We start from the raw sequence: 15,014 nt of genomic DNA on the forward strand, positions 1-15,014 counted from the left end.
CGTTCGGCCCATGAGCGCTTTTTAGCCATCATGGGCCGGGGCCGGGGTCACCCGGCTCATCCTTTCGGGTAATAAAACTACAACTTAAGCTATAAATCGGCTTTTTATTGCCGTAAGGTCTCTATTATTGGCGCCATAAAATGTAAAATAACTACAAGATACTTTCACCGTCTCTACTCATGCAGAGGTTTCTATGCCTGGTTCAACGTCTGGTTCTACCCCCGCAGCCCTTCATCCCAAGGTCGCGGAAGTCACCCAACGCATTCGTGAACGCTCTGCCGAGCGCCGCGCCCTCTACGAGCGCCGCATGGCCGACCAGCACAAGCGTGGCGTGCATCGTGCCGAGCTCTCCTGCGGTAACCTGGCCCACGGCTTTGCTGCCTGTAGCCCCCAGGAAAAAGACGCCCTGAAGCTGATGAACAGCGCCAACCTGGGCATCATCTCGTCCTACAACGACATGCTGTCGGCCCACCAGCCGTTTGAAACCTTCCCGGAAACCATCAAGGCGGCGGCGCGGGCCATGGGTTCCACCGCGCAATTTGCGGGCGGCGTACCGGCCATGTGTGACGGCGTAACCCAGGGCCAGCCGGGCATGGAACTATCGCTGTTCTCCCGTGACCTGATTGCCATGGCCACGGCGGTGGGGCTGTCACACAACATGTTCGACGCCGCCATTTACCTGGGCGTGTGCGACAAGATCGTGCCGGGCCTGTTCATCGGTGCCGCACGCTTTGGCCATCTGCCCGCCATGTTCGTACCCGCAGGCCCCATGCCCAGCGGCCTGCCGAACAAGGAGAAAGCGCGCATTCGCCAGCTGTATGCCGAAGGCAAGGTGGGCCGCGAAGAGCTGCTGCAGGCAGAGTCCGACTCTTACCACAGCCCCGGCACCTGCACCTTCTACGGCACCGCCAACTCCAATCAGCTGATGATGGAAGTCATGGGCCTGCACCTGCCGGGCACGTCGTTCGTGAACCCCGGCACCGAGATGCGCGAAGCGCTGACCCGCTACGCCACCGAACAGACCATTCGCAATACCGAAGCGGGCGGCGAGTACCGTCCGTTCTACAAGCAGATCGACGAGCGCGCCATCGTCAATGCCGTGGTCGGCCTGCTGGCCTCCGGCGGCTCGACCAACCACACCATGCACCTGATTGCCATGGCGGCAGCGGCGGGCATCACCCTGAACTGGGACGACTTCACTGATCTCTCGGCGGTGACCCCCAGCCTGATGAAGGTGTACCCCAACGGCCAGGCGGACATCAACCACTTCCAGGCCGCAGGCGGCATGAGCTACCTGTTCCGCGAACTGCTGGGCGCTGGCCTGCTCCACGGCGACATTCCCACCGTCTTCGGCACCGATCTGACCGCCTACACCCAGGAGCCCTTCCTGGAAAATGGCAAAGTGGTCTGGCGCGAAGGCCCGGAGAAGAGCCTGGACGAAGAAGTGCTGCGCCCGGTCGCCACGCCCTTTGCCCCCACTGGCGGCCTGACCGTCATGAAAGGCAATCTGGGCCGAGGCGTGATCAAGGTCTCGGCGGTGGCCGAAGAGCATCGAGTGGTCGAAGCGCCGGTCAAGATCTTCGAAGACCAGAACGAAATGAAAGCCGCCTTCGAATCCGGCGACCTGGACCGTGATGTAATCGTGGTGGTGCGCTTCCAAGGCCCGAAAGCCAACGGCATGCCCGAGCTACACAAACTCACTCCCTTCCTGGGCGTGCTGCAGGATCGTGGTTTTAAAGTCGCGCTGGTCACCGATGGCCGCATGTCCGGCGCGTCGGGCAAAGTGCCCGCCTCCATCCACATGAGCCCGGAAGCGCTGGATGGCGGCCCGCTGGCCAAGCTGCGCGATGGTGACGTGGTGCGCCTGGATGCCAATGCCGGCAGCCTGGAGGTCAAGGTGGATGCCGCTACCTGGGCCGAGCGTCCGCTGGCCGTTGCCAGTCTCGACCACTACCACGTCGGCCTGGGCCGCGAGCTGTTTGCAGGCTTCCGTCATCTCGCCATGCGCGGTGAAGAGGGAGCCGGTTCGCTGGGGGGATTCGAAGCCGATGACCTGGCCCGCCAGGAAGGTCAGATCTTTCAAGAGGACGCCTGATGCGACCGGCACTGATCGGTGATATTGGCGGCACCAACGCTCGCCTGGCGCTGGTAGCGCCGGGCGAGGTAACGCCCCACGATATCCTCAACCTGCCCTGCGCAGACTACCCCGGCGTGGTCGAGGCGATTCAGGATTACCTCGCCCGCGTGGGCGCGACCGGGGATAACGCCCCCGAGGAGGCCTGCCTGGCCTTCGCCTGCCCGGTGCACGCCGAGCGGGTGAAAATGACCAATAACCACTGGGACTTCATGAAAAGCGACGTCCAGCAGGCGCTGAACCTGTCGCTGTTCAAGGTCATCAATGACTTCACTGCCCAGGCGCTGGGCGTACCCCACGTGGGTGAAGACAACCTCGTCGAAGTGCAGCCCGGCGTCGCCCAGTCGCACTCGACCCGTCTGGTCATCGGCCCGGGCACCGGGCTGGGCGTGGCCGGGGTGTTTCCCGGCCAGCACGCCTGGATTCCGCTGCCCACCGAAGGCGGGCACGTCACCTTTGCGCCCACCGACACCACCGAGCGCGCGCTGCTGGATGTTTTCCTGCAGCGCCACCAGCGGGTCAGCGTCGAGCGCATCCTGTGCGGCCAGGGGCTACTGGAACTCTACCAGGCCCACTGCGCACTGGAAGGCCAAGCGCCACGTTGCGAAACCCCGGCCGAGGTCACCCAAGCGGCCAATCAGGGCGACGCCCTGGCCACGGCCACCCTGCTGCGCTTTTTGAAAATCCTCGGCGACGTCTGCGGTGACGCCACCCTGACCATGGGCGCACGCGGCGGCGTGTACCTGTGCGGCGGCATTCTGCCCCGGCTGCTGGCGTGGCTGCCTAAATGCGAGCTGCGCGCCAGCTTCGTCAACAAGGGGCGCATGGGAGCGTACAACGCCGATATTCCGGTGTGGATCGTGACCCACCCGTGGACCGGCCTGCTGGGTGCCGCCGAAGCGCTGCATAACGAAGAAGTCTTTTAAACCGACGGAAACACGCCATGGCTGCTGTGACCTTTGACGTGCCGTTCGTACTCGGCATGATGCGCCTGCATGAAGCGCAAGAGATGCACCAGGCAAGCCAGCTGGCCGACTGGATCGAAGCCCGCCTGGAACAGGGCCTGCACTGGTTCGACCATGCCGACATTTACGGCAGCGGAGCTTGCGAAACGCTATTCGGCCAGGCGCTGCGTGCCCGCCCGGCGCTGGCCAAGCGGCTCCACGTTGTCACCAAAGCCAGCATTGCCAACGACAACCCGGCCGCGGGCTCCGGCAAGGTAAAGCACTACAATGCCAGCCCGGCATATCTCGGCCGGGCCATCGACGATGGCTTGAGCCGCTTGGGCGTCGAGCGCCTCGATCATTTTCTGATTCATCGCCCGGACCTGCTGATGGATGCCGAGGCCACCGGCCGTGTGCTGGACGATGCCATCGACGCGGGCAAGATTGGCGCGGCGGGCATTTCCAACCACCTGCCCAGCCAGTGGCGCAGGCTGCAACGCCACATGCACCAGCCGCTGCGGGCCAACCAGATCGAGCTTTCCATTGCCCATAGCGCGCCGCTGTTCGACGGCAGCTTCGACGACCTGAACGCCGATGGCCATGCGCCCATGGCCTGGTCGCCACTGGCGGGCGGCCAGTTGATGCAAGGCGAGATCAGCCGCGTGCTGAACCGTTTGGCAGGCGAGCTTGGCAGCACCCCCGGCGCGCTGGCGCTGGCGTGGCTGCGCACCCTGCCCGGCCGCCCGGCGCCGGTGGTGGGCAGCGTTAAAGCGGAGCGCATTGCCGATATGCTCAATGGTCCGGAAGCCCTACCCCGAGAAGCCTGGTACGAACTGCTGGAGGCGGCCCGCGGCCACTGCGTCGCGTGACGCGCTTGTTTCACATCCAATGCCAATAATGACAAGGAACGACCTATGACGCCGGTGATTGCTTTCGGTGAAGCCTTGATTGACATGCTCTCCAGCCGCCTGGGCGACGACACGGGGCCAGAGACCTTCACCCCCTACGCAGGCGGTGCGCCAGCCAACGTGGCGGTGGCCTGCGCCCGGTTGAGCGTACCCAGCCAGTTTCTGGGCATGGTGGGTGATGATACCTTTGGGCACTTCCTGATCCGTGAGCTACAAAGCCACGGCGTGGACACCCAAGGCATGGTGCTGACCCGGGAGGCCCGCACGGCGCTGGCCTTCGTTTCCCGAGACAGCCATGGCGAGCGCACCTTCGACTTCTACCGCCCACCCGCCGCCGACCTGCTCTACCGCCTGGAGCACCTGCCCCACGGCGTGTTCGAGCAGCCTGCCATCGTGCACCTGTGCAGCAACAGCCTGACCGACCCGGAAATCGCCGACACCACCCTGGCCATTGCCGCCATGGCCAAGCGAGCGGGCTGCCTGGTAAGCGTGGATGCCAACCTGCGCCATAACCTGTGGGCGGACGGCTCGGCGGATGTGTGGCGGGTCACCGAGCTGATCGATAGCGCCGAGCTGGTGAAGGTATCGCTGGAAGAGCTGGACTACCTGCGCGGCGACCATCCCAGGCAGGCGTGGCTCGCCGAGCGCATGGCCGCCGGTGTGAAAGTCATCGTGATCACTGACGGCCCCCATGACGTGGTGCTGAAAGGCGTTGGTATCGAGCAGACCATCACCCCGCCCAGCGTGACGGCCGTGGACACCACCGCCGGCGGCGATGCCTTCATTGGCGGCCTGCTGGCGGAGCTTTCCCGGTTCGGCATCGGCACCAACTGGCATCAGGACAGCGCGTTTCTCAGCCGCGCGGTGGATATTGCCTGCCGCTGTGGCGCCCATGCCGTAACCCGCCCCGGCGCTTATGCCGCCCTGCCCACCCACGCCGATATCGAAGCCCTGCGCGGCTCCGCAGGCTAGCCCTCAGCGTCGCCGAGCAGTCTACTCGGCGACGCTCTGAGTGAGGCCTTCCATGATCGCCACCCGACCGCTGGCCAGGTTCAGCGTGATCGGCTGACGGCGATGATCCACCAGGCTCACCTGGCTGATGCTGCGCTGCTCGGTGGCGCCCTCGATCAGCATTTCCAGCGTTCCGTGATCGCACCACCAGAGGATCTTGACGGTCAATCCATCGACGCTGCCCGCCGCATGGTCGCAGGCGAAGTGCTCATCGAAGGCGGCCTGGCCGTTACTGCCCTGGCGCGCATAGTGCAGCGCCGTCTGCGTTTCGCCTGCCGACAGCCATAACTGCTGCTGGTAGCCCTGCTGCAGCGAGAGCGCCAGCCGCGTCCCCGGCTGCAGCGTCAGGGTCATCTGCCCCCGCACGGCCGTGCCTTCCGGCAGGGCGATACAGTGCTCCCCCACCGTTTGCAGCGAGCGAGGCGAGAGATGGCGGGGGGCGCCGAGCGCTCGAGCCGCCTCACGGGTGAAGCGCTGGTATAAGCGCACGCCGCGATGCGTTGCGCGCAGCGCAAGCTCCCTGGGCAGACTCATGGTGCCCCGCCAGCCCGCTTCAGGGGCATGGTTGGCGTACTGCCAATTGTTCAGCCACGCCAGCGCCAGCCGCCGCCCAGGGGTATTCGACCAGCTCTGCACCGCGTAGAAGTCCCGCCCTTCGTCCATCATCAGCACGCTATCCGGGGCGTTGTCATGGCTGAAACGCTGGCCGTCGAAGTCGCCCACGAAGTACTGGGTAAACGAGCCAAACGGGTTATCCGGCGTAGCACCAATGCCTACCACCAGCACCCAACGCGACGCGGGCTCATGGGGCTCGGCGTCTTCCACCGGTAGCTCGAACAGGTCCGGGCACTCCCAGGGGTGCTGGGTGTGCGCGCCCTCGCCCGCCCCAAAAGCGCTGGCAAACTGCCACGCCAGCAGGTTGGTCGAGGTATAGAAGTGAATCTCCTGCCCGCAGGCCAGCGCCATCACCCAGCGCTGGCTGGGGGCATGCCACACCACCTTGGGGTCGCGGAAATCCTTGAAACCAGGCGGCGGCAGAACGGGATTCCTTGCGTAGCGCTGCCAGGTACGCCCCTTGTCGCGGCTGTACGCCAGACACTGGGACTGCTGGTAATCCTGTGAGTCATCGGAGAGCACCTTGTGGCAGGTATAGAACGCCAACAGCCCAGGCTTGCCATCGAACAGCCCCGTGACATCGTGCTCATCCACCACGGCGCTGCCGGAAAAGCAGGCCCCTTCTTCATCGGGCGCCAGCGCAATGGGCAAATGCTGCCACCGGCACAGGTCACGGCTGACCGCATGCCCCCAGTGCATCGGCCCCCACTCGGTCCCCAGGGGGTGGTACTGATAAAACAGATGGTACTCGCCTTCGAAAAACACCAGCCCATTGGGATCGTTCATCCAGCCCATCGGGGGAGTAAAATGCAGCGCAGGGCGCTGGGGCTCAAAATCCGCTAACGTCATGCTTAAAACCTTAACTTAATCGGTCAACTTAATCGTTTAAGTTAGCGTATCACGACTCCCCTCCATGCGTACTCCTCCCCTTTAGGCGTAAGTATAAAAAAGTTCGTCGCATTCTGGCGTGAAAGCGAAGCAATTCCTGGTAAAGCGCGATGAACCTTGCTTATTGCGGAGGGCCATGTGAGACGGCCATGACCAGTGATGAACATCGGCGCGTGATGGATTCATTGGGCGACTGCCTGGGCAGGCACCAGTGCCGCCATCATCGCGGGCTAAAGCCCCCTCCAACAACAGCAAAGTGGCTGGGGTGGGGCCTGTGAATTCAGGATAGCCTGAGTAGTCACCTAAACCTGCCTGTGGGAGGCCAATTCATTGGGCGACTGCCTGGGCAGGCACCGATGCCGCCGTCATCGCGGGCTAAAGCCCCCTTATATGGACCCGTCCCGTTGAGCAAGCAAGCCATGAGATGGACACGGATGAGGACTGCACGCTTATATCCGGCCTTTGATGATAGCGCTGCTATCTGGCCCTGATGGAATGCGCACTCTCTGCTCTTAATCTCCCACGCGGCCTCTCATTGGGCCTCCGAGCTTTACAGAGTGACAGAGAGTCGGTCTTACCTGTGTGCCATCAATTGTCTTACTCACGCAACCTCGGGTGTGCTTACTTCACACAACAATATGACTTTTTTCCAAGGGCCTCGTCGAGGCAGCTGCCTCACTTTTCTATGCTTGATAAGTGCGTTGATGCGCAAGGATCGACCAGCAAATTCGCGCCATTTTGTTCGCCAGGGCCACAATCGCCTTACGCTGACCTACCCGTGCCGCCAATCGGATGATCCATTGCGCCAATCGGTCGGGGTGCTCTTGACGTTGAAATTGCCTCAACGCCGCTCTCGCTCCATGAACCAGTTGACGGCGCACCTCGCTATTGCCGCGTTTGGTAATGCTTTTCAGGACGTTCTTGCCGCCACTTGAGTACTGTCTTGGCACCAGGCCAATCGAGGCGCTAAATTGCCGTCCATTGGGGAAGCGCCGGGGATCCCCCATATGACTGAAGAGCAACGTGGCATTGACTGGACCAATGCCTGGCACACTCATCAGCTGCTTCACGCTGGGCGTGGCCTGGACATACGCGCCGAGCCGTTTATCGTATTCGGCGACGCGTGTGTCGAGTGCTTGCCACTCATCCAGGAGGTCATGCATGACATCGCATAAAGCCATACCCAGCTGAGTGTGACGCTCGTCGAGCAATCGGCGTATATCGCCTTGTCGGATGACGCGGTGGCCTTGGGCCACAATGATGCCAAACTCGTTTAACAGCCCACGCAACTCATTCCCAACGGCCGTCCGAGCGCGCACAAGGCGGCTGCGCACCCGGTGGAGGGCTTGTAGTGACTGTTGCTCCTGCGTTTTCACCGCCACGCGCCGTGTCGCCGGACGGGCTGCCGCTTCCGCAATACCGGCGGCATCACGCGCATCGTTTTTATGGCCTTGAATAAACGGTTTGACGGCCTGCGGGGGGAGCAGATGCGCCTCATGACCCAGCTGGCGGATTTCTCGCGCCCAATAGTGAGCGGAGCCACACGCTTCCATACCACGAGACAGGGTGGAAGGTTCGCAATCACTGTTCTCAACTGATCACGTTTGACCTTTTTGCTAAACACTTTATGACCACTGTCATCAACTGCATGAAGTTGAAAAACATGCTTGGCAAGATCAATACCCACAATGCTAATGTTGTTCATGGATGGATCCTCTTTCAAGATGCCGTCAGTGCCCTGCGCACGTTAGATGAAGTGCTTCTTCATCTTGGCACAGAGGGACGGGTCCATCCCATTTCCCACAGCAGCAAAGTGGCTGGGGTGGGGCCTGTGAATTCAGGATAGCCTGAGTAGTCACCTAAACCTGCCTGTGGGAGGCCAATTCATTGGGCGACTGCCTGGGCAAGCACCGATGCCGCCGTCATCGCGGGCTAAAGCCCCCTCCCACAACAGCAAAGTGGCTGGGGTGGGGCCTGTGAATTCAGGATAGCCTGAGTAGTCACCTAAACCTGCCTGTGGGAGGCCAATTCATTGGGCGACTGCCTGGGCAGGCACCGATGCCGCCGTCATCGCGGGCTAAAGCCCCCTTATATGGACCCGTCCCGTTGAGCAAGCAAGCCATGAGATGGACACGGATGAGGACTGCACGCTTATATCCGGCCTTTGATGATAGCGCTGCTATCTGGCCCTGATGGAATGCGCACTCTCTGCTCTTAATCTCCCACGCGGCCTCTCATTGGGCCTCCGAGCTTTACAGAGTGACAGAGAGTCGGTCTTACCTGTGTGCCATCAATTGTCTTACTCACGCAACCTCGGGTGTGCTTACTTCACACAACAATATGACTTTTTTCCAAGGGCCTCGTCGAGGCAGCTGCCTCACTTTTCTATGCTTGATAAGTGCGTTGATGCGCAAGGATCGACCAGCAAATTCGCGCCATTTTGTTCGCCAGGGCCACAATCGCCTTACGCTGACCTACCCGTGCCGCCAATCGGATGATCCATTGCGCCAATCGGTCGGGGTGCTCTTGACGTTGAAATTGCCTCAACGCCGCTCTCGCTCCATGAACCAGTTGACGGCGCACCTCGCTATTGCCGCGTTTGGTAATGCTTTTCAGGACGTTCTTGCCGCCACTTGAGTACTGTCTTGGCACCAGGCCAATCGAGGCGCTAAATTGCCGTCCATTGGGGAAGCGCCGGGGATCCCCCATATGACTGAAGAGCAACGTGGCATTGACTGGACCAATGCCTGGCACACTCATCAGCTGCTTCACGCTGGGCGTGGCCTGGACATACGCGCCGAGCCGTTTATCGTATTCGGCGACGCGTGTGTCGAGTGCTTGCCACTCATCCAGGAGGTCATGCATGACATCGCATAAAGCCATACCCAGCTGAGTGTGACGCTCGTCGAGCAATCGGCGTATATCGCCTTGTCGGATGACGCGGTGGCCTTGGGCCACAATGATGCCAAACTCGTTTAACAGCCCACGCAACTCATTCCCAACGGCCGTCCGAGCGCGCACAAGGCGGCTGCGCACCCGGTGGAGGGCTTGTAGTGACTGTTGCTCCTGCGTTTTCACCGCCACGCGCCGTGTCGCCGGACGGGCTGCCGCTTCCGCAATACCGGCGGCATCACGCGCATCGTTTTTATGGCCTTGAATAAACGGTTTGACGGCCTGCGGGGGGAGCAGATGCGCCTCATGACCCAGCTGGCGGATTTCTCGCGCCCAATAGTGAGCGGAGCCACACGCTTCCATGGCCACGAGACAGGGTGGAAGGTTCGCAATCACTGTTCTCAACTGATCACGTTTGACCTTTTTGCTAAACACTTTATGACCACTGTCATCAACTGCATGAAGTTGAAAAACATGCTTGGCAAGATCAATACCCACAATGCTAATGTTGTTCATGGATGGATCCTCTTTCAAGATGCCGTCAGTGCCCTGCGCACGTTAGATGAAGTGCTTCTTCATCTTGGCACAGAGGGACGGGTCCATCCCATTTCCCACAGCAGCAAAGTGGCTGGGGTGGGGCCTGTGAATTCAGGATAGCCTGAGTAGTCACCTAAACCTGCCTGTGGGAGGCCAATTCATTGGGCGACTGCCTGGGCAAGCACCGATGCCGCCGTCATCGCGGGCTAAAGCCCCCTCCCACAACAGCAAAGTGGCTGGGGTGGGGCCTGTGAATTCAGGATAGCCTGAGTAGTCACCTAAACCTGCCTGTGGGAGGCCAATTCATTGGGCGACTGCCCGAGCAAGCACCGGTGCCGCCGTCATCGCGGGCTAAAGCCCCCTCCCACAACAGCAAAGTGGCTGGGGTGGGGCCTGTGAATTCAGGATAGCCTGAGTAGTCACCTAAACCTGCCTGTGGGAGGCCAATTCATTGGGCGACTGCCTGAGCAGGCACCGGTGCCGCCGTCATCGCGGGCTAAAGCCCCCTCCCACTGGGTCATCTCCCACCGGGTCATTGCCCAGCCCACCTGTGGGAGGCCAATTGATTCACGCCAGTCAGCATAGAACCTAAAAAAAGCCCGAGCATGGCAACATGCTCGGGCAAACGTCCTGCTCACATGACCCGACATCAGTGAAGCAAGTGACGAGAGTGCTCGGTACGGTATTACGGTGTTAGCTGGCTACCCATCAGTGATGGAAACGCTCGGCGGCCTGGCGGGCCAGTTCGCGGATGCCGTCCCAATCTTCGGCGTCGACCATGGCTTTCGGGGTCAGCCAGGAGCCGCCGACGCACATCACGTTGGGCAGCGAGAGATAGGATTCGGCATTGTCCACGGTGATGCCGCCCGTGGGGCAGAAACGCGCTTCCGGGATCGGCGCGCCGAACGCCTTGATTGCCTTGGCACCGCCGCTGGACTCCGCGGGGAAGAACTTGAAGCGGCGGTAGCCGTACTGCCAGCCGGTCATCAGCTCGGAAATGGTAGAAACGCCCGGCAGCATGGGCACCGGGCTCTCGACGCCGTAGCGGTACAGCGCCTCGGTGGCCCCCGGCGTCACCACGAAATCAGCGCCGACCTGTTCGGCCTGGCGGTACTGGGCAGGCGTGAGCACCGTGCCGACACCAATGCTGGCCCCCGGCAGGGCTTCTTTCATGCGCTTGATGGCTTCCAGCGCGCAATCGGTGCGCAGCGTCACTTCCAGAACGCTCAGGCCGCCCTCTACCAGCGCACGGCCCAGCGGCACGGCATCCTCGATGCGCTCGATGGTAATGACCGGAATGACTTCGGCCTTCAGGCAAATACTGTCCAGCTCGGCGGTGCGCGTTGAGGGTAACTGTTTATCGATGGTCATCAGTGAATCTCCAAGCAAATTGTTATTGGCGAAGGCCTGCCGTCAGGGCGCCCAGTAGATCGCCAGCGGGCAAGATAAAAAGGCGCGAATCGGCAGTGTCCGAACGTCGTCACCACTCATGGCGTTGGCCAATACGGCACGCTTGTCATCGCCGGTAATGTGCAGAATGTGGCGTTTTGCCTGATGCAGGCGGTCCGCCGAGAAGGTAATACGCGGCTGCGGCTGGCTGGGGGTGCGCACGGCAACCAGCGGCTCGTCGGTGGAGAGCGCCAGCCCCAGCTCCTGGCTATCCGGGAAAAGCGAGGCCGTGTGGCCGTCTCCGCCCATGCCCAGAATCACCACGCTGGCAGGCCAGGCAAGCCCTGCCGTGGCCTCGGCCACGCTGGCTACGCCCTCTTCCGGCGTGCCGTGTGCCGAGGTCAACGGTACGAACGTAGCCGCTGCTGCCGGACCTTGCAGCAGGTTGTCGCGCACCAGTTTGGCGTTGCTGTCGCCGCTCTGCTCATCCACCCAGCGTTCATCGGCCAGGGTGATGTCCACCTGCGCCCAGGCCAACGGCTTTTGCGCCAGCGCTTTGAAAAACGGCACCGGCGTCGAGCCACCCGATACCACCAACAGGGCACGCTCCTGGTGCGCAAGGTCGGCCGCCAGGGCTTGATAAACGGCTTCTGCCAGCTGCTCGGCCAGCGCTTGTCGTGTAGTGCTCATCTCAATAATCCTCGTACCAGCTGCGGCCGTCCTGGGTGATCATGGCAATCGAGGCCACCGGCCCCCAGGAGCCTGCGGGGTAGCGGCGCGGCGGGGTCTCGCGTGATTTCCAGCCGTCGATCAGTTGGTCGCACCAGCGCCAGGCGTGCTCCACTTCATCGCGCCGCACGAACAGGTACTGCTGGCCTTTCATGACTTCCAGCAGCAGACGCTCGTAGGCATCCGGGATACGTGATTTCGGGAAGGCATTGTTGAAATCCAAATGCAGCGGACCGGGGCGCAGGCGCATGCCCTTGTCCAGGCCGCTATCCTTGGTGAGTACCTGAAGGGCGATGCCCTCTTCCGGCTGCAGGCGAATGATCAGCTTGTTGGAAGCGATACCACGCTGGTCCGGGTCGAAGATGTAGTGCGGCTGCTGGCGGAAATGAATGACGATTTGCGACAGCTTTTCCGGCATACGCTTGCCGGTACGCAGGTAGAACGGCACGCCCGCCCAGCGCCAGTTGGACACTTCGGTCTTCATGGCCACGAAGGTTTCGGTCTGGCTCTGGGTGTTGGCGCCCTCTTCTTCCAGGTAGCCCGGCACGGCCTGGCCATCGCTGGTACCGGCAATGTACTGGCCACGCACCACGTCGCGGCCCAGCGCTTCGCCGGTAAACGGCTTCAGCGCCTTGAGCACTTTTACCTTCTCATCACGGATGGCATCGGCATCCAGATTGGAAGGCGGGTCCATGGCAATCAGGCAGAGCAGTTGCAGCAGGTGATTCTGCACCATATCGCGCAGCTGGCCCGCGTCGTCGAAGTAGCCCCAGCGCCCTTCGATGCCGACCTTTTCGGCCACGGTGATCTCGACGTGAGAGATGTGGTTCTGGTTCCACTGGGTGCCGAAGAGCGGGTTGGCAAAGCGCAGGGCAATCAGGTTCTGAACCGTCTCTTTACCCAGGTAGTGGTCGATGCGGTAGATGCGAGACTCGGGGAACACGGCACCGATGGCGTCGTTGATCTCTTCCGACGACGCCAGGTCATAGCCAATCGGCTTCTCGACGATCACCCGGGTGTCGTCATCCAGGCTGTTGCTGGCCTGGAGGTTGTGGCAGATATCGCCATAGATCCGCGCCGCCACGGAAAGGTAGACCACCATGGGGCGCCGTGCTCCTTCACGCCACTGGCGAAGGGCGTCGTAGCCGTCCACCGTGGTGAAGTCGAGCTTCAGGTACTCCAGCCGTTGCAGGAAGCGCTCCATGCTGGCCTTGTCCTGCTCGTCCTTCTTCAGACGCTTTTGCAGCGCAGTGCTGACCAGCTGACGAAACTCGGCCGTGTCGTGCTCCTGACGCGCCAGCCCCATGATCCGCGTGCTCGCCGGCATCAGCCCTTCGCGGTCAAGATGATACAGCGCAGGGAACAGCTTGCGCATGGCAAGGTCACCAAGCGCCCCGAACAGCGCGAGATCAATCGCGTGATTGGGGTCGCCTAGCGGTGCATGTGACTGGCTCATCTCAGCTCCTGTTTATAATTAGGTGATCCAACTTATGTAGTTAGATTACCTAAAATCTATCTGATAACGGGCATTATACGCAATATTTCGTGTAATTTTACTACAAAAAAATCGCCGTGGCTGCTTTTCCTGTCAGGCGGTGCCTGTAGTGCTCGGCCCTACGCCCCCGACATACGCCATCCTCCTCCCCCGTAGGGAGGAGGCGGCGCACCACCAGATTGGCGAGGCTGGCATGACAAGGCACGGGCTGACAGCATCGTGCACGACAATAACAATGGCATTACACGAGGTATGCACATCATGGCAATGAATCGCATCTTTTTCACGCCGCTATTGGCCACGGCCTTCGCCGCCGGTCTCTCCGCCCCCGCGCTGGCCTTCGAGGAGGACCGCCTGACGATCTGGATGGGCGACAACAAGGGGCAGGAAGGCATTCGTGCGGTGGCCGAGCAGTTTCTGGAAGAGACCGGCATCCGGGTAGAGGTGGTGTTTCCGGACAACCTCACCGACCGCTTTCAGCAGGCGGCGGGGAGCGGTCAGGGGCCGGACATCGTCATCTGGGCCCACGACCGCATGGGGGAATGGGCGCAAAGCGGCCTGCTCCGGCAGGTATCCCCCAGCAGCGCGTTCCGTGAAGGGTTTTTCGATTTCACCTGGGAAGCCGCGCTGTGGAACGGTGATACCTATGGCTACCCGATTTCCGTGGAATCCCTTGGCCTGATTTATAACAAGGCGTTGGTGGATACCCCGCCCGACAGCTTCGCAGAACTGATCGAACTGGACGCTACCCTGGCCCCCGAGGGTAAAAAGGCCATCCTGTTCGACTACAGCGAGCCCTATTATGGCTGGACCCTGCTGGCCGCCAACGGCGGTTACCCGTTCAAGCAAACCGATAGCGGCTATGATGTCAGCGACATTGGGGTCAACAATGCCGGTGCCCTGCAGGGAGCCGAGCTGCTGGTGGAGCTGATCGATAGCGGCGTGGTGCCCCGGGGCACCGACTACAACCTGATGGATACTCGCTTCAACCGGGGCGAAGTCGCCACCATGATCAGCGGCCCCTGGGCATGGCCCAACCTGGAGCGCAGCGGCATCGATTATGGCGTGGCGCTGCTGCCCCGGGTAGGCGACGAGCGCGCCCGACCGATGTTTGGCGTGATGACCGCGATGATCAACTCCGCCACGCCCAACGACTTCCTGGCGGTGGAGTTTTTGGAGAACTACCTGCTGAGCGAAGCGGGCATGCGCACCTTCAACAGCGACGGTTCGCTGGGCGCAGTGGCGCATATCGATTACCAGGCAGAGCTGGCGGACAACCCCAACATTGCCGCCACGCTCGACAACGCCGAAGTGGGCATGCCGATGCCCAACATTCCTGAAATGGGAGCCTTCTGGGCGGCCATGGAGCCCGCGCTGCAGAACATCGGCAGCGGGCGCCAATCGCCCCAGGAAGCGCTGGATGCCGCTGCTCGCCGGATGCGCCAGTAGCCACTCTTTTGCCCTTGCTGCCC

Annotated in this window: 11 protein-coding genes; 5 read left to right on the forward strand and 6 right to left on the reverse strand. The window is 61.7% G+C overall.

The genetic code is table 11. The features are described 5' to 3' along the window. Positions 1-193: 193 nt before the first annotated feature. From edd to KVY02_RS10450, 4 genes are read left to right on the forward strand one after another with little or no spacing between them, the layout of a single operon-like run. A complete protein-coding gene (gene edd, locus KVY02_RS10435) occupies positions 194-2,095 on the forward strand; it encodes a phosphogluconate dehydratase (RefSeq protein WP_081191997.1) in 1,902 nt (633 codons plus the stop codon). Continuing rightward, on the forward strand, positions 2,095-3,060 hold the full coding sequence (gene glk, locus KVY02_RS10440; protein WP_081191995.1) for a glucokinase: 966 nt from the start codon (positions 2,095-2,097) through the stop codon (positions 3,058-3,060). Before edd ends, glk begins: the two co-directional genes overlap by 1 nt. A gap of 17 nt (positions 3,061-3,077) precedes the next feature. Then, positions 3,078-3,947, forward strand: a complete 870-nt coding sequence (locus KVY02_RS10445) for an aldo/keto reductase (protein ID WP_218313495.1) — start codon at positions 3,078-3,080, stop codon at positions 3,945-3,947. A 45-nt stretch (positions 3,948-3,992) separates the two neighbouring features. Then, positions 3,993-4,958: a carbohydrate kinase family protein gene (locus KVY02_RS10450; RefSeq protein WP_218313496.1), complete on the forward strand. Its 966-nt coding sequence runs from the start codon at positions 3,993-3,995 to the stop codon at positions 4,956-4,958. A 21-nt stretch (positions 4,959-4,979) separates the two neighbouring features. On the opposite strand, the gene KVY02_RS10455 is transcribed toward KVY02_RS10450, so the two are convergent. The 6 genes from KVY02_RS10455 to zwf form a co-directional block, all read right to left on the reverse strand. After that, positions 4,980-6,461 carry a glycoside hydrolase family 32 protein gene (locus KVY02_RS10455; RefSeq protein WP_218313497.1) on the reverse strand — a complete coding sequence of 494 codons (1,482 nt, stop codon included), beginning with the start codon at positions 6,459-6,461 and terminating at the stop codon, positions 4,980-4,982. 722 nt (positions 6,462-7,183) lie between these two features. After that, positions 7,184-8,053, reverse strand: a complete 870-nt coding sequence (locus KVY02_RS10460; protein WP_371317372.1) for an IS110 family transposase — start codon at positions 8,051-8,053, stop codon at positions 7,184-7,186. A gap of 832 nt (positions 8,054-8,885) precedes the next feature. Further along, positions 8,886-9,908 (reverse strand): IS110 family transposase, encoded by a 1,023-nt coding sequence (locus tag KVY02_RS10465; RefSeq protein ID WP_016914199.1) that lies wholly within the window; start codon positions 9,906-9,908, stop codon positions 8,886-8,888. A gap of 729 nt (positions 9,909-10,637) precedes the next feature. Then, entirely contained in the window at positions 10,638-11,300 is a 663-nt protein-coding gene (locus KVY02_RS10470) for a bifunctional 4-hydroxy-2-oxoglutarate aldolase/2-dehydro-3-deoxy-phosphogluconate aldolase (RefSeq protein WP_039179577.1), read from the reverse strand. Between the two features lie 42 nt (positions 11,301-11,342). Then, a complete protein-coding gene (gene pgl / locus KVY02_RS10475) occupies positions 11,343-12,008 on the reverse strand; it encodes a 6-phosphogluconolactonase (protein ID WP_100731540.1) in 666 nt (221 codons plus the stop codon). A gap of 1 nt (position 12,009) precedes the next feature. Further along, positions 12,010-13,503 carry a glucose-6-phosphate dehydrogenase gene (gene zwf / locus KVY02_RS10480; RefSeq protein ID WP_081135050.1) on the reverse strand — a complete coding sequence of 498 codons (1,494 nt, stop codon included), beginning with the start codon at positions 13,501-13,503 and terminating at the stop codon, positions 12,010-12,012. Positions 13,504-13,803: 300 nt separating this feature from the next. Here zwf and malE point away from each other — a divergent pair, with 300 nt between their 5' ends. Next, a complete protein-coding gene (malE, locus tag KVY02_RS10485) occupies positions 13,804-14,991 on the forward strand; it encodes a maltose/maltodextrin ABC transporter substrate-binding protein MalE (RefSeq protein WP_256357484.1) in 1,188 nt (395 codons plus the stop codon). Positions 14,992-15,014 lie beyond the last annotated feature (23 nt).

Source organism: Halomonas sp. 18071143 (assembly GCF_019211725.1).
Taxonomy (GTDB): Bacteria; Pseudomonadota; Gammaproteobacteria; order Pseudomonadales; family Halomonadaceae; genus Vreelandella; species Vreelandella stevensii.